Origin of the sequence: Streptomyces blattellae (assembly GCF_009709555.1) — a bacterium.
GTDB classification, from domain to species: domain Bacteria; phylum Actinomycetota; class Actinomycetes; order Streptomycetales; family Streptomycetaceae; genus Streptomyces; species Streptomyces blattellae.
On the sequence record NZ_WJBG01000104.1, the window covers coordinates 1 to 20,000 of the forward strand.

Genomic DNA, 20,000 nt, shown 5'->3' on the forward strand with positions numbered 1-20,000 from the left:
CGTGTGTGCCCAGCATGGGCGATTGCTTGGGGGTGGAAGTCCCCTGGGGGAAGAGGTGGTGCTAACCCCGAGCCGGAGGCAAGGGCGTCATCGTGAGGTGGGGTCTGGAGGAAGCCCGAGGCGAGACCTGGGTACCGAGGAACGCGAATCGCGTATGAGGCGTACTGGTCGGGTGAGCCTGCACGAGAAGGCGATGCCCGTCACTGCCAAGAGGGCCAGTGCGTAAACGCGGCGGGGATCCAGGGACAGTGATCGTTCTTACCTGGGGAGATCTGTCCGGGTGTCGGTTGTGCTGAAGTTGTCGCCGCGCCGACGGTCCGTGCCGGGAGGCGCGGGCTGACCGGGCAGAAGTCAGCAGAGGTCGTAGTACCAGCCGGGATGGCTGCCGGTGCGTGGCGGGCTGGGAAGGGCCGAACATCGAGTGGAACGGGTGATGTGGTGGTTGCTCGTGCTGGTCACGTGGACCGCAGTAAGTCCGCTTCGGCGGTGCCGACCGGGAAGGGACCGGTGCATTCCGGAAGTGTCCTGGCGGAGCGTAGTGGCCGGTCGGCGCACTCCACGGAGGGCGTTCACCGGGAGCGGGAGTCTTCGCTGTGGGAGTTGATGCTCTCGAAGGAGAACCTGCTCGCGGCGCTCAACCGCGTTGAAGTCAACCGGGGTGCTCCCGGGGTGGACGGCATGACCACGGCTGAGCTGAGGCCGTGGATCGCGGTGCACTGGCCCGAAGTGAGGGCCGAACTCGACGCGGGCATCTACCGGCCGGCGCCGGTCCGTCAGGTGATCATCCCCAAGCCTGGCGGCGGTGAGCGGATGCTGGGGGTGCCGCGGGTGCTGGACCGCTTGATCCAGCAGGCCATCGCGCAAGTGCTCGTGCCCATCTTCGACCCGCAGTTTTCGGGGTCGTCCTTCGGGTTCCGTCCCGGCCGGTCCGCCCATCAGGCGGTCCGTGTCGCGCGGCGGGCCATCGAGGACGGACACCGCTGGGTCGTGGACCTTGATCTGGACCGGTTCTTCGACCGGGTTCAGCATGACGTCCTGATGGCGCGGGTGGCGCGCAAGGTCGATGACCGCAGGGTCTTGAAGCTGATCCGCAGGTATCTGGACGCCGGGATCATGGTGGGCGGCATCAGGATGCCGAGCGCGGAGGGGACCCCCCAGGGTTCCCCGCTGTCGCCGGTCTTGTCGAACATCATGCTCGACGACCTGGACCGGGAGTTGTTCAAGCGCGGTCACCGGTTCGTGCGTTACGCAGACGACGTTCGTGTCTTCGTGCGGAGCAAGCGAGCCGCTTGCCGGGTGCTCGCCTCGGTCACGGCCGTGGTCGAGCAGCGGTTGAAACTGAAGGTCAACCGGGACAAGTCGAAGGTGGTCCCAGCTTCTGTCATGACGATGCTGGGGTTCGGCTTCTATTTTGCCCGGCGTGGGAAGGTTGGGATCCGCGTCGATCCGAAGGCGGTCGTCCGTCTGAAGATGCGGCTGCGGGAGCTGACCTCGCGCCGGTGGAGCATCGCGATGAACGAACGTATCGCGAAGATCAACCGCTTCATCGTTGGCTGGATGGGCTACTTCCGGCTCGCGGACGGTGCGCATCTGTTCCGCGAGCTGGACAAGTGGCTGCACCGCAGGATGCGGCAGATCCGTTGGAAGGAATGGAAGATCCCCCGGGCCCGCCGGGCCATGCTGCGCAAGCTCGGGTTCAACGAGCAGTTCTCCCGTGAGTGGGGGAACAGCAGCAAGGGCTACTGGCGGATCGCGGGCTCCCCCGTCCTCGCGCGGGCACTGCCCAACTCCTACTGGGACGACCTCGGCCTGAAGACGCTCAAGCCGACCTGGCAACGGTTGAGATCAGCTTGGTGAACCGCCGGATGCGTGACCCGCATGTCCGGTGGTGTGGGAGGAGGGCCGGGCGACCCGGCCCTCCTACCCGATTTCTCAGCCCCGTCCCGTTCAGGGCCTCGACCGCTCAGCCCTCGTCGTGGGTGTCCGCCGCCTCGACCTCTTCGCGGGTGACGCCCAGCAGATAGAGCACCGTGTCCAGGAAGGGGAAGTTCACCGCGGTGTGCGCGGCCTCGCGGACGACCGGCTTGGCGTTGAACGCCACACCCAGCCCGGCCGCGTTCAGCATGTCGAGATCGTTGGCACCGTCACCGATCGCCACGGTCTGCGCCAGCGGCACACCCGCCTCGGCGGCGAACCGGCGCAGCAGCCGCGCCTTGCCCGCCCGGTCCACGATCTCACCGGTGACCTTCCCGGTCAGCTTCCCGTCGACGATCTCCAGCGTGTTGGCCTGGGCGAAGTCCAGGCCGAGACGTTCCTTCAGATCATCCGTGACCTGAGTGAACCCGCCCGACACGACGCCCACTTGGTAGCCGAGCCGCTTCAGCGTACGGATCAGCGTGCGCGCGCCCGGCGTCAGCCGTACGTCGCTGCGCACTTTGTCCACGACCGAGGCGTCGAGCCCCTTCAGCAGCGCCACGCGCGCGTGCAGCGACTGCTCGAAGTCCAGCTCCCCGCGCATCGCGGCCGCCGTCACCTCGGCGACCTCCGCCTCGCAGCCCGCGTGCGCGGCGAAGAGCTCGATCACCTCGTCCTGGATGAGCGTCGAGTCCACATCCATCACGACCAGACGCTGTGCGCGCCGGTGCAGTCCCGCGGCGACGACCGCCACGTCGACACCCAGTGCCGCCGCGTCGGTCACCAGGGCGGTGCGCAGCGGCTCGGTCTCCACGCCGGACACCGCGAACTCGACCGCCGTCACCGGGTACTTGGCGAGCCGGAAGATGCGGTCGATGTTGCCGCCGGTGCGTGTGATGCGGGCCGCGATCGCGGCGGTCGCCTCCGCGGTGAGCGGATGACCGAGCACGGTCACCAGCGAACGGCCGAGGCCGCGGGGCCGGTTGTCGCCCGTGCCGGAGATGATCTCCGCCTGCATCTTCATGGCCTCCGCCCAGCTGTGGACGGTGGCCCGCAGTTCCCCTTCGAGCCCTCGCGGCGGCTCGGTCACCAGCACGCACAGCACCATCCGGCCACGCGTGACGACCTGCTCGATGTCGACCACATCGACCGAGTAGGTGGCGAGGGTGTCGAAGAGGCCGGCCGTGATGCCCGGCCTGTCCTTCCCGAAGATCTTGACGAGAAGGGTGGGGAATTCTGAGGTCTGCGAAGCGCTCATGGTGCTCCCACCGTATCCGGCACTCCGTGCCCGCCGCCCCGGAGGTCCGTCCAGCGGACACGGAACACTGGATGTCGTTCTGGTAACGGCGGGCTGACGGGCGGCTCCCAGCGGAACGGCGGCCACCGACGGACACGGCACGGCCACCGGCCCGTCGGTTCAGCGCCCCCTGAGCGCCCCCTGAGCGCCCCTTCAGCGGCCTTTCGGTGTCCCCGGAGGCGGGGGAGGGGGTGGAGGCGGTGGTGGCGGTGGTGGCGGTCGCCGCTCGCCCGGCGAGGCCTGCTCCCCCGCCTCCGGACGCGGCTTGCCCGACCGGCGCGGCCACCGCGGCGGCGGGCCCATCGGACGGGACACCGTCGGCGTGCCGTACATGTCGCCGCCCGGCGGCGCCTCTGCCCTTTTCGCCTCCCCCCGTTCCGACCCCGACGCCCCCGCCTCGCGCCGTTCCGGCCACGGCCGCGTATCCTCCGGCTCCCGCAATTCGTCCGGCACCCGCAGATACGGGTTGGTGGCGGGGTTCGGCGGCCGATACGGCGTACCGGGCGTGTACGGCCCGGACCGCCCCGCATGCTGCGGAAACGCGGCCCCGCCGACCGCCCCCTCGGCCGTCACCCCCGCGGCCCCCGCCCCGACGTCACCGCGCGCCGACTGCGCCGCCGCCTGCCCCGCCGCTCCGGTCGCGCGCGCCAGCAGAGCCCCGGCGGCCCCCGCCCCCGCACCCCAGGCGGCACCCAGGAGCAACGCCATGCCGAGATGCCCGTGCAACTCGATCCCGGCCCCGAACGCGTCCACGCCCAGCACCGACAGCGAGGCATCCACCGACACGTCCGTGAGCCACGCAAGCAGCGGCAGCGCCAGCGCGGTCACGATCCCGAGCCGCAACGCACACCGCCCGGCGAAACCCAGGACGCCTGGACCCGGTACGACCCCTGGATCCCGTATCGCCCCTGGTTCGCGTACGGCCCCTGGATCCCGTACGACTCCGGGATCCCGTACGCCCCCCGAACCCCCCACCACAGGCGTCCGCACCGCATGCAGTACCCCCGCCAGCAGCATCATCAGCGCGGCGGCGACTCCGAGCAGCCACACTCGCCCGTCCAGCTCGGCCAGTCGGCTCAGGGAGACGGACTGGTCGGCCTCGGAGCTCAGCAGGTCGTCCAAGGGATCCGGCAGAAGGGTGGCCAGAGGGCCGGACGCGCGGCCGTCCCACGGCACGAAGAGGCCGACGGGGATGCCCAGCCAGACGCCGTTCGGGGCGCCGAGCAGGGCCGCGCCGGCGATCCGTTTGGGGTTGTCGTCGCTGATCGCCGCGTACGCCGCCGCCGCGAGCCCCGCCGCGACCGCCACCAGCAGCACCGTGACGACAGCGGACACGGCCGGCCGTACCACTCGGTGGACGACCTCCCAGCCGTGCGGCAGGGGAGTGCGGCGGGAGGCCAGCAGGGCGATCAGCAGGACCCCCGCCGACCAGCCCAGGCCGCCGAGCAGCGTGGGCACCGTGTCGACGGTGAAGCCGACCGCCGCGCCGGCGTCGACGAGGTCGCCGACCTGATCGGGCAGCAGCCCGCCGATGTCCCCGATGTCACCGACGCCGGGAATCTCCAGGCCGCCGTCCCCGCCTCCGCCGGTCAGGTCGTCGAGGCCGAGCGCGGCTCCGTCGATCGTGATGACGTCGTGCCCCGCCCAGGCCAGCCCGCCCAACGTCGCCACGAAGAAGGCGACCACCGTGCCCGCGCGCGCGATGAGTTCGGACCGGGAGATCACGACTCCGGCCGTGCGCAAGGACCGTAGGAAGAACCATGACAGCAGCAGCGCGCCGACCAGGCTCACTCCCAAGGGCGTGATCTGGATGGCGGTGTTCGCCTCCGCGCCGGTCAGGCCGAAGGCGGACACATCGCCCGACGGCTTGACCGAACCACCCGCACCGAGCGCGACCACCGCCGCGGTCATCGGTCCGAGCGACGCGGTGGAGTCCGCCTCCAGCAGATGCAGGCCGAGCGCGGCCGTGCCCGCCATGCCTATCAACGCCCAGCTGACGGCGGCGACCGCGGACAGCAGGACATCACCCCAGGGCACGCTCCTGACTCGGTGAACGGTCTCGACGCTGGTGCCAGAGTTCATGGCAGACCCCCCGATCCGCGGCGCGGCGCTGGAGCCGCGCGTGTCCCCCTCGCGTGGGATTACCACTCTCCGGGCCGGTTTCAACCCCGTCAACGGAACCAGTCGAAGCGTGGGCGCGTGGTCCTCACAAGGTCCTGCTTCCGGTCAGGAGGCGGAGCCTGAAAGAGTTCCCGACGATGTTCGACATCCCTACACTCCCTGTGATGGGGGTAACTCGGGGGACTACTCAGTGGGGCGTGGAGTGCCGCAACTCGTACTGGAATTGAATGGACGGACCTGGACGCTCGACCCGTCCAGGTCATACACCCTTGGACGAGATCCGCAGGGGGACATCGTGCTCGACGACGCCAGGGTGTCCTGGCGTCACGCCACGATCAGCTGGGGCGGCCGGAGTTGGGTCATCGAGGATCACGGCAGCACAAACGGCACCTTCGTGCAGGGGCAGCGGGTCCACCAGATGGAGATCGGCCCCGGTTCGGCCGTGCACCTCGGCAACGCGACCGACGGCCCGTGCCTGAACGCGTCCGGCCCCGCGGCCGCGGTCGCCCAGCCCCAGCAGCAGCCCCAGCAGCAGCCGTACGCCGCGCAGAGCGCGAGTCCCGGCTGGGTGCAGCAGGCGCCGCCGCAACAGGCGCCGCAGCAGCAGGCTCCGCGACAGCAGGGCCGGCAGCAGCCGCGGCAGGCCGCCCCGCAGATCCCGCAGCCGCAGGGCCCGGGTGGTGGCGCGGGGGCGCCGCCGGTCTACGGCGACCGCAGTCCGACCACGTTCCACCAGTTCTCGATCGGCCGCGTCATGCGCATCGGCCGTGCCCTGGAGAACGACCTGGTCGTCTCCGACCTGCAGGTCTCGCGCAACCACGCCGAGTTCCACTCGATGCCCGACGGCCGTATGGAGATCCGCGACCTGGGCTCGCACAACGGCACGTACGTCAACGGCCAGCCGATCGCCAAGGGCGGCTCGCAGCTGCTGGGCGCCGCCGACATCGTGGGCGTCGGCCACTCGACGTTCCGAATCGTCGGCGACCGCCTGGAGGAGTTCGTCGACACCGGTGAGGTCTCCTTCTCCGCACGCCACTTGACGGTCACCGTCGACGGCGGCAAGCAGATCCTGAAGGAAGTCTCCTTCGGCGTGCCGGAGAAGTCGCTGGTCGCGGTCATCGGACCGTCCGGTTCCGGCAAGTCGACCCTGCTCAAGGCGCTGACGGGCTATCGGCCCGCCAACCAGGGCGATGTCCTCTACGACAACCGGAACCTCTACAAGCAGTTCGCCGAGCTGCGCCAGCGCATCGGTCTGGTCCCGCAGGACGACATCCTGCACAAGGAGCTGACCGTGAAGAAGGCCCTCAAGTACGCGGCCAAGCTCCGTTTCCCGGCCGACACCACCGGCGCCGAGCGCGAGGCCCGTATCGACGAGGTGCTGCGCGAGCTGAAGCTGGACATCCACAAGGAGAAGAAGGTCACCTCCCTCTCCGGCGGCCAGCGCAAGCGCGTCTCCGTCGCCCTGGAGCTGCTGACCAAGCCGTCGCTGATCTTCCTGGACGAGCCGACCTCGGGCCTCGATCCGGGCATGGACCGCGATGTCATGCAGCTGCTGCGCGGCCTCGCCGACGACGGCCGTACGGTCCTCGTGGTCACCCACTCCGTGGCCGAGCTGGCGCTGTGCGACAAGCTCCTGGTGATGGCTCCGGGCGGTGCGGTCGCCTACTTCGGCCCGCCCGAGGAGGCGCTGAACTTCTTCGGCTACGACACCTGGGCCGACGTCTTCTCCGCCTTCGAGAACTACCGTGACTACGACTGGGCGGGACGCTGGAAGGGCTCGCAGCACTACCAGATGTACGCCGCGGACATCGACGCCATCGCGCCGCAGTCCGTACAGATGCCGCCGATGCAGGCGATGCGCCCGCCTAAGCCGCAGGGCTGGATGTCCCAGTTCGGCACCCTCGTGCGCCGCTACGTCACGGTCATCGCCTCCGACAAGGGCTTCCTGGCCCTGACGGTGATCCTGCCGCTCGTCCTCGGCTCGGTCAGCCTGCTGATCGACCAGGGCAAGGACCTCCTGGTCAACACGGAGATCAACCCGGAGACCGGTCAGCCCGTCGCCAACAGCACGGCCCTCACCGTCCTGCTGATCCTCGCGGTGGGCGCCTGCTTCTCCGGCGCCGCCAACTCCGTCCGTGAGCTGATCAAGGAACGGGTCATCTACGAGCGGGAGCGCGCGACCGGCCTGTCCCGGTCCGCGTACCTGATGTCCAAGGTGTTCGTGCTCGGAGTGATCACTGTCCTTCAGGGGCTGATGGTCGGCCTCATCGGTTTCTCCAGCCGTACCATCCCCGACGAGGGCCTGGTCTTCGGCAGCCAGATCCTCCTGGAACTGTGCATTCCGATCATGGCGCTGGGCTTCACCGCGATGATGTTCGGCCTGATCATCTCGGCCCTGGTGAAGACAGCCGAGAAGACCATGCCGCTGCTGGTCATGTTCGCGATCGTCCAGGTCGTCTTCACCGGTTGCCTCTTCCCCCTGGCCGGGGCGGTCGGCGTCAACGAACTCTCGTACCTGATGCCGTCGCGCTGGGCCGTCGCCGCCGCGGGCGCCACGCTCGACTTCAACCGGGTCAGCCCGCCGGCCGAGGGGGAGAGCGACGACCCGTTGTGGGAGCACACCGTCGGCGCCTGGGGCATGGACATGGCCGCCCTGATCGCCATCGGCGTGATCTGCGGCTTCTTCGTTGCCCGCTTCCTGCGCCGGCACGAGCCGGAGGTCATGCGGAAGTAACCGCTCCCGTACGACGCCGAAGCGCGGCACCCCGTGGGGCGCCGCGCTTCGGCGTGACGCGAGGCTGAGGTCCGCGCCGACCTCAGTACGCGCTGTTGACGTTGTCGATCGAGCCGTACCTGTCGGCCGCGTAGTTGGCGGCGGCGACGATGTTGGCGACCGGGTCGTACTGGCTCCAGGCCGTGCCGGCGACGTGGTAGGCGTCGAAGGTCGGCTTGATGACCTGCAGCAGACCGATGGACGGGACGCCGTTCTGGGCGTTGATGTCCCAGTTGTTGATGGCGTTCGGGTTGCCGGAGGACTCGCGGATGATGTTCCGGTACAGACCGTTGTAGGTACCCGGGATGCCCTTGTCGTCCATGATGTCGAGGGCGTGCTTGATCCAGCCGTCGAGGTTGTTGGCGTACTTCTTCGCGGCGACGGGCTTGGCCGCGGCGCGCTTGGCGGCCCGGCTCGCGGCCTCCTTCGCCTTGCGCGCGGCCTCGGCCTTCTTCTTGGCGGTCGCCACGGCGGCCTCGTGCCTGGTATGGGCCACGGCGGCCTTGTGCCTGGCGGTCGCCACGGCGGCCTCGTGCTTGGCGTGGGCCACGGCGGCCTTGTGCTTGGCGGCAGCCTCGGCGGCCTTCTTCTTGGCCGCGATCTCCTCGGCCTTCACACCGGCGGACGCGAGCTGGTCGGTGACGCCGGCCTTGACATCCTTGATCTGCTCGGAGCTGTACGCCACCTTGCCCGCGGGGGGAGCCTCGGCCGTGGTCGACTGCGCGTTGCCGGGCACCGCGGAGATCGCGACCGCGGCGGCGCCGAGCGTGGCGACACCGGCTATGGCGATCTTGTGCGTGCGCGTCAGGGTGCGACTGTGACCGGGGTTCTGGGTGTTCTTGGGCATGGCAGATGGACCTCTTCGAATAGCGCGGAGGTCGCTCGCTGTCCGGCAGGGGACACGGGTGCTTCCGGCACAAACGCCGCGAGGCGATACCCGCGGCGCTGAGCGACGGCAGCCATTCTTAGCGGCCGCAAAAATGCCATGCAAAGGTGTGACGTACTATCCCTGATAGTGGACCAGGGAGGGGCAAAACGGGACAGACCATAGCGTCTGTCCCGCTCATGCAGGTCCTGTTTAACTCCTATTGACTTTCGTACGTGATCTGCGCCCTATGCGCGGCCTCACATCGAGCGGGTGACGGTCTCACCAAGTGTTGCTGGAGCAATGCTCTGGGTGAGAGTTCTTCGTCGGCAGGACCTTCGTCGGCAGGACCTTCGTCGGCAGGACCTTCGTCGGCAGGACGAGGTGCACGTCCCCGAACTCGTGCCACAGGTACCGCCCGCCCAGCGCCTCCTCATACCCCCGGTCGACCGCCGCGCGCCCCGCGACCGCCTCCAGCATCAGCAGATGAGAGGCCTCCGGCTCGTGCAGCCCGGTCAGCAGCCCGTCCACCACCCGTACCCCGCGCTCCGGAGTGACGACGAGATCCGTCCACCCCGCACGCGCGCGTACGACCCCGTCGGGCCCGGCCGCCGACTCCACCGCCCGCACGGCCGTCGTACCGACCGCGATCACCAGCCCGTCCCCGGACGCAACCGCGTTGATCAGCCGCGCCGACGCCTCCGGCACCGCGAACCACTCCGGGTACGGCGGCTCGTGCACCTCGGGCGAAGCGACCCCGGTGTGCAGCGTCACGGGAGCGAACTGCACCCCCCGGCTCACCAGCTCCGCCACCAGCCGGGCCGTGAAGGGCCGGGCGGCGCTGGGCATCTCCGCGCTGCCCGAGCCGTCCGGACTGGGGAGAGCGAAGATCGTCTGGTACACGGACAGGGGCTGGTCCCTCTCCGTGTACGAGTAGCGAATCGGCCGCCCATGCTTCCGGAGCACGCCGAGCACCTCCGCCCCGGCCGCCCGCGCCCACCACAGCCGCTCGCTCAGCGACTCCTCCAGGACCAGCCGTACGCCCCCGGGCAACCGCACCTCTGTCCCCGCGGGCCCACGCGTACGCGCGCGTGTGGTGCCCCTCCCGTCGGGCTCCCGCAGCTCGACCACCCACCGCCCGTCGTCCCCGCGCGTGGAGAAGTGCACGACCACGCGCGCGTGCCCGATCCGCCCGTCCACCGCGGCGGCGAGCGTCGGCGACGTATTGACGACGAGCAGGTCCCCGGCCCGCAGCAACCGCGGCAGCTCCCTGAACGCGTGGTGCGCCACCTCGCAGCCCCGCGACACCAGCAGCCGCACGGCATCCCGGTCGAGCCCCGGCCCCCGCTGCTCGACAGGCACGCGCGCGGACAACTCCTCCGGAACCTGTAGCGCCGGCGTCATCGCCCCTCCATCAGGGAGGGCGCGCTGTACCGGCCGCCGGCCGGACGCTCGTCCAGCAGCCGCAGGAAGGCGGGCACCACGCTCACCGGCGCCGGCCGCGGATCGTCGTCGTCCGGTACGGCCGCCGCGTACAGGTCCGTGGCCATGTCGCCAGGGTCCACCGCCCATACCCGCAGCCCGGGCTCCTCCTCGCCGAGCACCGCCGCGAGATGGTCCAGGGCCGCCTTCGAGGACCCGTAGCCGCCCCAGGTCTCGTAGGCCTCCGCGGCGGCGTCCGAGCTGACCGTGATCACCGTGCCCGCCTCCGACGCCCGCAGCAGCGGCAGCGCCTCCTGGACGAGGCCCAGCGCGGCCACCACGTTCACCTCCAGCGCCCGCCGCAGCCCCTCCAGGGGCAGCGCGTCCAGCCGTACGAGCGGCTCGGCGCCCAGCGCGCTCGCATTGCTCACCACCAGATCGACCCCGCCGAGCTGCCAGGCCGCCGTCACCAGCCGGGACCGGTGCGTGGCGTCCGTGACGTCCCCCGGCAGAGCCGTCACGCGCGTGCCGTACGCGGACACGGCCGCCGAGGTCTCGTCCAGCACCTTCGCCGTCCTGGCGTCCAGCACCAGGTCCCAGCCCCGCGCGGCCAGTGCTTCGGCGAGCGCTCGCCCGAGTCCCTTCGACGCCCCTGTGATGATCGCTACCGGCATGACACACGTCTCCTTCGTGATCGGCTTGCCCTCAACGTAGGAACGGGCCTGCGGTCGCCGCCTCGGACGCGGGCCGCAAAGCGGTGGAGCCTTTCGCCCTAGGCCGGTCGGGCGGACCTTGCCGGCGTCGCGGGGCCTGGCACGCCCACCTGCGGCGTTGTCGCCGGTCGCCGACTCCCCATCGCGCCGATGTCCGCCTCCGCCTTGCGGCCGGCCGCTCCTCCACGCTCGAATCCGCTCGCGCGGAGCACCCTCATCGCCCCCGCTCACCTGCACTGACGAGGTGCCGTTCCGGGCAGCCGGCCTGATCCGCCGGACAGGCCCTCAAGCCATGCGCCCGGGGACCTGCGGCCTAGGCCCCCAGCCCTAGGCGGTGGCCGTCGGCGGCCCGATCCGCGTTGTCCGACCCCGCCGGTACCGTGAGGACATGAGTCAAGGCCCCCGGTCCGGCCTCGCCGCGGTGAGTTCCGCGCTGCTGGCCATGAGCAGGCATCTAGAGGTGCGCGACGTCCTCAAGACGATCGTCGCCTCGGCCCGCGAACTGCTCGACGCGCGGTACGCCGCGCTGGGCGTCCCGGACGACCACGGAGGCTTCGCCCAGTTCGTGGTCGACGGGGTCAGCGACCAGCAGTGGAAGGCCATCGGCCCACTGCCGCGCCAGCACGGCATCCTCGCCGCGATGCTCCAGGAGGCCAAGATCGAGCGTCTCGCCGACGTCCGCAAGGACCCCCGCTTCGAGGGCTGGCCGTCGGCACACCCCGACCTGGCCGACTTCCTGGGCCTGCCGATCCGCGACGGCGACGAGGTGATCGGGGCGCTGTTCCTGGCCAACAAGAACTGCCCCAAGCCGGACGGCGGTTGCGGCTTCACCGAGGACGACGTGGAACTGCTCTCGATCCTCGCCCAGCACGCGGCCATCGCCCTGACCAACGCCCGTCTCTACGAGCGCAGCCGCGAGCTGACCATCGCCGAGGAACGCTCCCGCCTCGCCCACGAACTGCACGACGCGGTCAGCCAGAAGCTCTTCTCCCTGCGCCTGACGGCCCAGGCCGCCGCCGCCCTCGTGGACCGCGACCCGTCCCGCGCCAAAGGCGAGCTGCACCAGGTGGCCCTGCTCGCCGCCGAGGCGGCCGACGAACTGCGCGCCGCGGTCGTCGAGTTGCGCCCCGCCGCACTCGACGAGGACGGGCTCGTGAACACCCTGCGCACCCAGGTCCAGGTCCTCGACCGCGCCCACACCGCACGCGTGACCTTCGCCGGACGGGGGGTACGGGCCCTGCCCGCAGCCCAGGAGGAGGCCGTGCTCCGCGTCGCCCAGGAGGCCCTGCACAACGCACTGCGGCACTCGGGCGCCCAGCACGTCGACGTGACCCTGGACCGGCACGGCGGCGGAGCCGTCCTGCGGGTCACCGACGACGGCAACGGCTTCGACCCGAGGTCGGTACGCCGCGCGGGCCGCCACCTCGGCCTCGTCTCCATGCGGGACCGGGCAAGTGGGGTCGGCGGCGGCCTGACGGTGGAGTCGGCGCCCGGCAAGGGCACCACGATCGAGATGGAGGTCCCCGGTGGCTGACGCAATCAGGGTGCTGCTCGTCGACGACCACCAGGTGGTCCGCCGCGGCCTGCGCACCTTCCTCGAAGTGCAGGACGACATCGAGGTCGTGGGCGAGGCCGCGGACGGCGCCGAAGGAGTCGCCCGCGCCGAGGAGCTGAAGCCCGACGTCGTCCTCATGGACGTCAAGATGCCGGGCATGGACGGCGTCGACGCGCTGCGCAGACTCCGCGAACTGGACAACCCCGCGCGCGTGCTCATCGTCACCAGCTTCACCGAACGACGCACGGTGGTACCGGCCCTGCGCGCCGGCGCCGCCGGTTACGTCTACAAGGACGTCGACCCCGAAGCCCTGGCCGGTGCCATCCGCTCCGTGCACGCCGGCCACATCTTGCTCCAGCCCGAGGTCGCGGGCGCCCTGCTGTCCCAGGAGGAGGCCAACTCGGGCCAGAGCAGAGCCGGTTCGCTCACGGAGCGGGAACGCGAGGTGCTGGGGCTCATAGCCGACGGCCGCTCCAACCGGGAGATCGCCCGCGCCCTGGTCCTCTCCGAGAAGACGGTGAAGACCCATGTGTCGAACATCCTGATGAAGCTCGACCTGGCGGACCGCACCCAGGCCGCGCTGTGGGCGGTACGCCATGGTATGGCCGGATGACGACCACTCCGAGCGGCAATACGGAGGGTTCCACTCCGGGCTGAGATTCATACCGTCGTGGGAATGTCCCCCAGATGGCGCATCCTCCGTGGATCTCCGCCGTTCTCCAGTGCGTGCTGCGGCGACTGCCGCGGCAATCGCAAGGAGGGCTTAGAAGTGAAGAACCTGAAGAAGGCAGCGGCCGTGACGATGGTGGCCGGCGGGCTGGTCGCCGCCGGTGCCGGTATGGCCTCCGCCACCGACGGCGCCGTGGCCCACGGCAAGGCCGTGGGTTCGCCGGGCATCGTCTCGGGCAATGTCGTCCAGGCCCCGGTGCACATCCCCGTGAACGCGGTCGGCAACAGCGTGAACGTCGTCGGTGTGCTGAACCCCGCCTTCGGCAACATGGGCATCAACCGCTGACCTCCCTCGCGGAGCAGGCAGTGACCTCCGGCCTCCCGGGCACCCACCCCCGGGGGGCCGGTCAGCGTCCGACCTGCCGAAGCGGCATCCTCTACCGCGCCCCGCGGCATCCCCTACCGCGCCCCGCGCTCCCGCTCCTCCACCACCGAGTTGTACGCCGCGACCTGCGCCCGCCGGGCCGTCCGCTCCACCGGCCGCAGCGCAGCCCCCCGAGCCGCCATCTCGCCCGCGCTCACCGCACCCCCGTGCCCGTTCTCGTACGCCACCGAAATCAGCACCCCGACACGCTGCGCCAGCACCAGCACCCGTACCGCCCGCGGCGGATACCCCGGCGCCAGCACCTCTCGGCCGCTCCCGCCCGTCGCCCGACCACCACCCCTCAACGAGGCGCTGCGCGCCGCCCCGTCGACTCGCGCCCGGTACGCATCGATCGCCGCCTCGGCCACCGGCCCGGACCCGGCGACATCCAGCCGCGAGAGCACCTCCGTCGCCTCCCGCAACGCCTCCGCCAGCTCGCGCTCGGCCTCACCCAGCGACGGCACATCCGCGGGCGGGGCCTCCCGCACCGCCAGGCAGTGCCATACGACCTCGACATGCACATCGCCGTCGGGCCCGGCCTCGTACACCTCGGGCACCAACCCGAGGGCGGCGCCGTAACAGATCACCGCCTCCTCGGCCTCCAGCGCCCGCGCGTTGAACTCCGGCGGTCCGCTCAGCCCCAGCGGATGTCCGGGCTGGGGCAGCGCGATCCGCAGCCCGGTCACTCCCAGCGCCCGCAGTCTCCCCAACGCGAGCGTGAGCCCGACCGGCGCGGCCTCACCCGGCAGCCCCTCCACCCGATGCACCGCGTCCTCGCCGACGATGGCGAGAACGGCGTCATCTGGAGAGACAAGTCCGGCCAAAAGGGCATTTCCCCAAGCGGCGAGGCGTCCTGAACGCGGTTCCGAGAGCATGCGCCCAGCCTAAGGACCGGACCGATGGAATGGAGCGGGCGGCCCGTGGCGTAGATTTCGTCGAGGGCTGCGCCTACCCGGCGCATGCGAGAAGCCGACGCCGAGACCGGTCACACTGCAAGGGGAGACAACGCGCTCATGAGCGATGTTCTGGAGCTTCAGGACGTATCCGTGGTCCGGGAGGGCCGGGCTCTCGTGGACCAGGTCTCCTGGTCGGTGAAGGAGGGCGAGCGCTGGGTCATCCTCGGCCCCAACGGTGCCGGCAAGACGACCCTCCTCAATGTCGCGTCCAGCTACCTCTTCCCCAGCAAGGGCACCGCCACCATCCTCGGCGACACCCTCGGACAGGTCGACGTCTTCGAACTGCGCCCGCGCATCGGGATGGCCGGCATCGCCATGGCCGACAAGCTCCCCAAGCGCCAGACCGTCCTGCAGACCGTGCTGACCGCCGCGTACGGCATGACCGCCGGCTGGCACGAGGACTACGAGGACATCGACGAACAGCGCGCCCGCGCCTTCCTCGACCGCCTCGGCATGAGCGACTTCCTGGACCGCAGGTTCGGCACCCTCTCCGAGGGCGAACGCAAGCGCACCCTCATCGCCCGCGCCCTGATGACCGATCCCGAACTGCTCCTCCTGGACGAGCCCGCGGCCGGTCTCGACCTCGGCGGCCGCGAGGACCTCGTACGCCGCCTCGGCCGCCTCGCCCGCGACCCGATCGCCCCCTCGATGCTCATGGTCACCCACCACGTCGAGGAGATCGCCCCCGGCTTCACCCACGTCCTGATGATCCGCCAGGGCAAGGTCCTCGCCGCCGGTCCCCTGGAGCTCGAACTCACCTCCCGCAACCTCTCCCTCTGCTTCGGCCTGCCCCTCGTCGTCGAACAGGTCGGCGAGCGCTGGACCGCACAGGGCCTCCCGCTGTCCTGAACTCCCGTGCCCACAACGTAAGAAGCGTGTGCCAACCTGATCTGCGCCCTGTCCGCGGGGGATTCGCGGTCCTACCATGACCTTGTGGAAATCGACCCGTGGGTGTGGTGGCTGATCGGCGCGGCAGGGCTCGGTGTCGGGCTTGTGATCACAGCGATGCCCGAACTCGGCATGCTCGCGGTGGGCGCGGTCGCGGCCGCGGCGGCCGCAGGCGCCTTCGGCGGTGACACCCTCGTCATCCAAGTCGCGGTCTTCGCCGTCGTATCGACCGCACTCATCGCCGTGGTACGGCCCATCGCGGCCCGGCATCGAGCGCAACGACCCCAACTCGCCACTGGCGTCGACGCGTTGAAGGGCAAACAGGCCGTCGTACTGGAGCGCGTCGACCGCTCCGGTGGTCGTATCAAGCTCGCCGGGGAGGTCTGGTCGGCACGCTCCCTCGACACCGACCGTGTCTACGAAGTAGGCGAGGAGGTCGATGTCGTGGACATCGAGGGCGCCACGGCGATCATCATGTGACCTCGTCGGTCGGCGTATCACGCAACTGAAGCGAAGAACCCACGAGTTACGCGACGGTCTGTCAGACTCGACCAGCAAGATCTTCAACAAAAAGATCTTCAATAGGCATAAGATCTTCCGAAGGCGCCGAGGCGGAGAAGGGTACGGGGAAGCGACGATGGAACCGATCATCATCGTCCTGATCATCCTGGTGGTGTTGGTCTTCATCGCCCTGATCAGGACGATCCAAGTGATCCCACAGGCCAGCGCCGCCATCGTCGAGCGCTTCGGCCGCTACACGCGGACGCTGAACGCGGGCCTCAATATCGTCGTCCCGTTCATCGACACCATCCGCAACCGCATCGACCTGCGTGAACAGGTCGTGCCGTTCCCGCCGCAGCCGGTGATCACCCAGGACAACCTGGTCGTGAACATCGACACCGTCATCTACTACCAGGTGACCGACGCCCGGGCCGCGACCTACGAAGTCGCCAGCTACATCCAGGCGATCGAGCAGCTCACCGTCACCACGCTCCGCAACATCATCGGCGGCATGGACCTCGAACGGACCCTGACCTCCCGCGAGGAGATCAACGCGGCCCTGCGCGGCGTCCTCGACGAAGCCACCGGTAAGTGGGGCATCCGCGTCAACCGCGTGGAACTCAAGGCCATCGAGCCGCCGACCTCCATCCAGGACTCGATGGAGAAGCAGATGCGCGCCGACCGTGACAAGCGCGCCGCGATCCTCCAGGCCGAAGGTGTCCGGCAGTCCGAGATCCTGCGCGCCGAAGGTGAGAAGCAGTCCCAGATCCTGCGCGCCGAAGGTGAGGCCAAGGCCGCCGCCCTGCGCGCCGAGGGTGAGGCCCAGGCGATCCGCACGGTCTTCGAATCCATCCACGCCGGCGACGCGGACCAGAAGCTCCTCGCCTACCAGTACCTCCAGATGCTCCCCAAGATCGCCGAGGGCGACGCCAACAAGCTCTGGATCGTGCCCAGCGAGATCGGCGACGCCCTCAAGGGCCTGAGCGGCGCCATGGGCAACTTCGGCCCGATGGGCGGCGGTTCAGCAGGCAACGGAGGCTCCGCACCGGCCACGGAACGCCGCGAAAAGCCGACACTCGACTGAGAGAACCGGCGGTCGGCCCCGCGCCCCTCCTGGGGCGCGGGGCCGACGCCTACCCCTACTACGGTCTAGGCGGCCGGCTGCGCCAGCCAATCCGGCAGCGCGGCAAACTCTTCCTGACCCAGAGCCAACAACATCGCATCCGCCGGCGTCGGCTCGAACGGCTCCCGAAGCAGCGGCATCCCCGCCTCCTCCGGCGTCCGATTCGCCTTCCGGTGATTGTCCTCCGCACACGAGGCGACCGTGTTCAGCCACGTGTCCTGCCCACCCTGCGACCGGGGCACCACATGATCGACGGTCGTCGCCCGACGACCGCAGTACGCGCACCTGTTCCGGTCCCGCACCAGAACACCCCGGCGCGACCACGGAGCTTGTCTTCGGAAGGGCACCCGGACATACCTGCACAACCTGATCACCCGAGGCGCCGGTATGTCGACCGCGGCTCCCCGCATACGCAGTTCGGGGTGGGCCTGCTCGACGACAGCCTTGTCCTGCAGCACCAGAACGATGGCTCGGTTCAACGTCACCGTCGACAGCGGCTCGAAGCTCGCGTTCAGTACCAGCGTGTCCCGCATACCAGCCCACCTCCCGTGTCGCACCGGCCCACCCCATGGCGGGCTGGGATCAACTCTGGCCGGGCACGCCGAGATGGACAACGCAATATCTGCTGCTCCCACGGGGGGTGACCCCCGCGTCCCCCGGCAACAAAATGCCCGCCCCTGATCACTTCCAAGACCAGGGGCGGGCAAACGTTCAGTGAACGTCAGGCTTCGGCAGGCACCTCGTACTCACCGATGAGCTGGGCGCGCGCCAGCGCATGGAACCGCAGATTGAAGCCCACGAAAGCCGGGCTGGCGTCCGAATCCGGACCCAGTTTCTCCTGGTCCACGGCGTACACCGTGAACACATACCGGTGCGACCCGTCCCCGGGCGGCGGCGCGGCACCGCCGAAGTCCTTCGTGCCGTAGTCGTTGCGCGCCTGTACGGCGCCCTCGGGCAGCCCTTCGAACTTGCCGCTGCCCGCGCCCTCCGGCAGTTCGGTCACCGAGACTGGGATGTCGAAGACGACCCAGTGCCAGAAGCCGCTGCCCGTAGGTGCGTCCGGGTCGTAACACGTGACGGCGAAGCTCTTGGTCTCGGGTGGGAAGCCCTCCCACCGCAGCTGCGGCGACGTGTTGCCGGCCGCGTAGACCTGAGCGTCCTTGAGCGCCGCACCTTCTTCTACGTGCTCGCTCGTGACCGTGAACGACGGCACGGGCGGATGGAAGTCATGGGGGAGCGGCCGCCGCTTGAGCTCGGTCACCTCGGTACCTCCTGATCGATTCCTACTCAGTGGTCCCGAGCCTAGAACCAGTTGCGCTTGCTGCCGACCTCGGACAGCCACTGGTTGAGGTACGCCACCCAGTCGGTGCCCTGGAAGTCGTGCAACCCCACCTGGAAGGAACGGAAGGTGTCACTGCCCTCGCTGAACAGCCCCGGCTTCTTGTCCATCTCCAGGACGACGTCCATGGCGTTCGCGTCCGCGACGAAGCTCAACTCGACCTGGTTCAGCCCCCGGTACTGCTGCGGCGGCAGGAACTCGATCTCCTGGTAGAACGGCAGCTTCTGACGCGTACCCCGGATGTGACCGCGCTCCATGTCCGCGTTCTTGAAGCGGAAGCCCAGCTGGATGAACGCGTCGAGCAGCGCCTTCTGCGCCGGCAGCGGGTGCACGTTGATCGGGTCCAGGTCACCGGAGTCCACCGCACGCGCGATCGCCAGCTCCGTGGTCACCCCGATGTTCATCCCGCGCAGCGCCTGACCGTCGATCATGGTGATCGGGGTCTCCCATGGGATCTCCAGCCCGAACGGCACCGCGTGCACGGCGTTCGCCTGCAGCTCGAAGGCCCCACCGAGCCGTTCCTTCGTGAACTCGATGTTCTGCTTGTACTCCTGATCCTGGCCCTCGACCTCGACCTTGGCCTGCAGACCGACCGACAACCCCTCGATCTGCTGGTCGACGGACCCGCCCTGGATCCGCACCTCACCCTGGACGACACCGCCCGGAACGACGTTGACCTCGGTCAGTACCGTCTCGACCGAAGCCCCGCCGGCCCCCAGACTCGCGAGCAGCTTCTTGAACGCCATGTCTCTTCCCTCTCGCGTGGATCCCTTGATCCCTACAAACGCACTACGGCCGTGGCCGGTTCCGCGCCTTCACCCTGGCAAGGGGAAGGCCTCCTGACCACCCCGCGCACCCACCGGCCTGCACTACGCTCGGACGGCATGATCGCGACCCCCGACCGTACGCCCCTGCCCAGAGACTTCTTCGACCGGCCCGTACTGGAAGTCGCCCCCGACCTTCTCGGCCGCATTCTGGTGCGTACGACCCCGGACGGTCCGATCTCCCTCCGCCTCACAGAGGTCGAGGCATACGACGGCCCGAACGACCCCGGCTCCCACGCCTATCGTGGCCGCACGACCCGCAACGACGTGATGTTCGGTCCGCCCGGCCATGTGTACGTCTACTTCACCTATGGCATGTGGCACTGCATGAACCTGGTGTGTGGCCCGGACGGCACGGCCAGTGCCGTCCTGCTCCGGGCCGGCGAGATCGTAGAGGGCGTCGAACTGGCTCGCAAACGTCGGCTTTCGGCCCGAAGTGACAAGGAACTGGCCAAAGGCCCGGCCCGGCTCGCCACCGCCCTCGAAGTGGACCGAGCCCTCGACGGCACGGACGCGTGCGCCTCCGGGGAGACGCCCCTGAGAATGCTTGCCGGTACCGCCGTAGCTCCTGACCAGGTACGCAACGGTCCACGGACCGGAGTGGCCGGCGACGGCG

18 protein-coding genes (1 of these 18 running past the window's edge) are annotated in these 20,000 nt (G+C 69.7%); 9 read left to right on the forward strand and 9 right to left on the reverse strand.

Translation table 11 applies throughout. The annotated features are described in order from the left end of the window. Nucleotides 1–603 precede the first annotated feature (603 nt). A complete protein-coding gene (gene ltrA, locus GFH49_RS02620; protein ID WP_230396118.1) occupies nucleotides 604–1,857 on the forward strand; it encodes a group II intron reverse transcriptase/maturase in 1,254 nt (417 codons plus the stop codon). Nucleotides 1,858–1,963: 106 nt separating this feature from the next. On the opposite strand, the gene serB is transcribed toward ltrA, so the two are convergent. Both serB and GFH49_RS02630 read right to left on the reverse strand, forming a co-directional pair. Next, nucleotides 1,964–3,172, reverse strand: coding sequence for a phosphoserine phosphatase SerB (gene serB / locus GFH49_RS02625; RefSeq protein WP_155054095.1), 1,209 nt, complete (start codon nucleotides 3,170–3,172; stop codon nucleotides 1,964–1,966). 192 nt (nucleotides 3,173–3,364) lie between these two features. Next, entirely contained in the window at nucleotides 3,365–5,293 is a 1,929-nt protein-coding gene (locus GFH49_RS02630; protein ID WP_155054096.1) for a streptophobe family protein, read from the reverse strand. A 241-nt stretch (nucleotides 5,294–5,534) separates the two neighbouring features. Between GFH49_RS02630 and GFH49_RS02635 the strand changes: the two genes are divergently transcribed. Continuing rightward, nucleotides 5,535–8,066, forward strand: coding sequence for an ABC transporter ATP-binding protein/permease (locus GFH49_RS02635; RefSeq protein WP_155054097.1), 2,532 nt, complete (start codon nucleotides 5,535–5,537; stop codon nucleotides 8,064–8,066). A gap of 82 nt (nucleotides 8,067–8,148) precedes the next feature. On the opposite strand, the gene GFH49_RS02640 is transcribed toward GFH49_RS02635, so the two are convergent. The 3 genes from GFH49_RS02640 to GFH49_RS02650 all read right to left on the reverse strand — a co-directional run bounded on the left by GFH49_RS02640 (nucleotide 8,149) and on the right by GFH49_RS02650 (nucleotide 11,066). Then, nucleotides 8,149–8,952: a transglycosylase SLT domain-containing protein gene (locus tag GFH49_RS02640; protein WP_155054098.1), complete on the reverse strand. Its 804-nt coding sequence runs from the start codon at nucleotides 8,950–8,952 to the stop codon at nucleotides 8,149–8,151. A gap of 300 nt (nucleotides 8,953–9,252) precedes the next feature. Next, a complete protein-coding gene (locus tag GFH49_RS02645; protein ID WP_155054099.1) occupies nucleotides 9,253–10,374 on the reverse strand; it encodes an S-adenosylmethionine:tRNA ribosyltransferase-isomerase in 1,122 nt (373 codons plus the stop codon). Then, nucleotides 10,371–11,066 (reverse strand): SDR family NAD(P)-dependent oxidoreductase, encoded by a 696-nt coding sequence (locus GFH49_RS02650; protein WP_155054100.1) that lies wholly within the window; start codon nucleotides 11,064–11,066, stop codon nucleotides 10,371–10,373. The genes GFH49_RS02645 and GFH49_RS02650 overlap by 4 nt, the downstream gene beginning before the upstream one ends. Before the next feature lie 427 nt (nucleotides 11,067–11,493). Between GFH49_RS02650 and GFH49_RS02655 the strand changes: the two genes are divergently transcribed. The 3 genes from GFH49_RS02655 to chpE all read left to right on the forward strand — a co-directional run bounded on the left by GFH49_RS02655 (nucleotide 11,494) and on the right by chpE (nucleotide 13,675). Further along, complete coding sequence (locus GFH49_RS02655) at nucleotides 11,494–12,639, forward strand: GAF domain-containing sensor histidine kinase (RefSeq protein ID WP_155054101.1); 1,146 nt, start codon at nucleotides 11,494–11,496, stop codon at nucleotides 12,637–12,639. Beyond that, nucleotides 12,632–13,273 (forward strand): response regulator, encoded by a 642-nt coding sequence (locus GFH49_RS02660; protein ID WP_155054102.1) that lies wholly within the window; start codon nucleotides 12,632–12,634, stop codon nucleotides 13,271–13,273. Before GFH49_RS02655 ends, GFH49_RS02660 begins: the two co-directional genes overlap by 8 nt. Nucleotides 13,274–13,429: 156 nt before the next feature. Then, on the forward strand, nucleotides 13,430–13,675 hold the full coding sequence (gene chpE, locus GFH49_RS02665) for a chaplin ChpE (RefSeq protein WP_155054103.1): 246 nt from the start codon (nucleotides 13,430–13,432) through the stop codon (nucleotides 13,673–13,675). 113 nt (nucleotides 13,676–13,788) lie between these two features. On the opposite strand, the gene GFH49_RS02670 is transcribed toward chpE, so the two are convergent. Beyond that, entirely contained in the window at nucleotides 13,789–14,628 is an 840-nt protein-coding gene (locus tag GFH49_RS02670) for an Rv1486c family protein (protein ID WP_155054104.1), read from the reverse strand. 138 nt (nucleotides 14,629–14,766) lie between these two features. Between GFH49_RS02670 and GFH49_RS02675 the strand changes: the two genes are divergently transcribed. The 3 genes from GFH49_RS02675 to GFH49_RS02685 all read left to right on the forward strand — a co-directional run bounded on the left by GFH49_RS02675 (nucleotide 14,767) and on the right by GFH49_RS02685 (nucleotide 17,182). Then, the gene (locus GFH49_RS02675; protein WP_155054105.1) at nucleotides 14,767–15,558 is read left to right on the forward strand and encodes an ABC transporter ATP-binding protein; all 792 of its coding nucleotides are present in this window, start codon (nucleotides 14,767–14,769) and stop codon (nucleotides 15,556–15,558) included. 84 nt (nucleotides 15,559–15,642) lie between these two features. Continuing rightward, nucleotides 15,643–16,077 (forward strand): NfeD family protein, encoded by a 435-nt coding sequence (locus tag GFH49_RS02680; protein ID WP_155054106.1) that lies wholly within the window; start codon nucleotides 15,643–15,645, stop codon nucleotides 16,075–16,077. 157 nt (nucleotides 16,078–16,234) lie between these two features. Further along, nucleotides 16,235–17,182, forward strand: coding sequence for an SPFH domain-containing protein (locus GFH49_RS02685; protein WP_155054107.1), 948 nt, complete (start codon nucleotides 16,235–16,237; stop codon nucleotides 17,180–17,182). Between the two features lie 65 nt (nucleotides 17,183–17,247). Here GFH49_RS02685 and GFH49_RS02690 read toward each other — a convergent pair whose 3' ends face one another. The 3 genes from GFH49_RS02690 to GFH49_RS02700 all read right to left on the reverse strand — a co-directional run bounded on the left by GFH49_RS02690 (nucleotide 17,248) and on the right by GFH49_RS02700 (nucleotide 19,306). Beyond that, on the reverse strand, nucleotides 17,248–17,754 hold the full coding sequence (locus tag GFH49_RS02690; RefSeq protein WP_155054108.1) for an HNH endonuclease: 507 nt from the start codon (nucleotides 17,752–17,754) through the stop codon (nucleotides 17,248–17,250). A gap of 188 nt (nucleotides 17,755–17,942) precedes the next feature. After that, nucleotides 17,943–18,482 carry a YbhB/YbcL family Raf kinase inhibitor-like protein gene (locus tag GFH49_RS02695; RefSeq protein ID WP_155054109.1) on the reverse strand — a complete coding sequence of 180 codons (540 nt, stop codon included), beginning with the start codon at nucleotides 18,480–18,482 and terminating at the stop codon, nucleotides 17,943–17,945. A 41-nt stretch (nucleotides 18,483–18,523) separates the two neighbouring features. Next, nucleotides 18,524–19,306 (reverse strand): sporulation protein, encoded by a 783-nt coding sequence (locus GFH49_RS02700; protein WP_155054110.1) that lies wholly within the window; start codon nucleotides 19,304–19,306, stop codon nucleotides 18,524–18,526. A 138-nt stretch (nucleotides 19,307–19,444) separates the two neighbouring features. On the opposite strand from GFH49_RS02700, the gene GFH49_RS02705 reads away from it, so the two are divergent. After that, nucleotides 19,445–20,000, forward strand: partial view of a DNA-3-methyladenine glycosylase gene (locus GFH49_RS02705; protein ID WP_155054111.1) — the 5' portion only. 95 nt of this gene lie beyond the right edge of the window; 556 of the gene's 651 nt are visible here — the first part of the coding sequence; it begins with the start codon at nucleotides 19,445–19,447; its stop codon lies beyond the right edge, outside the window.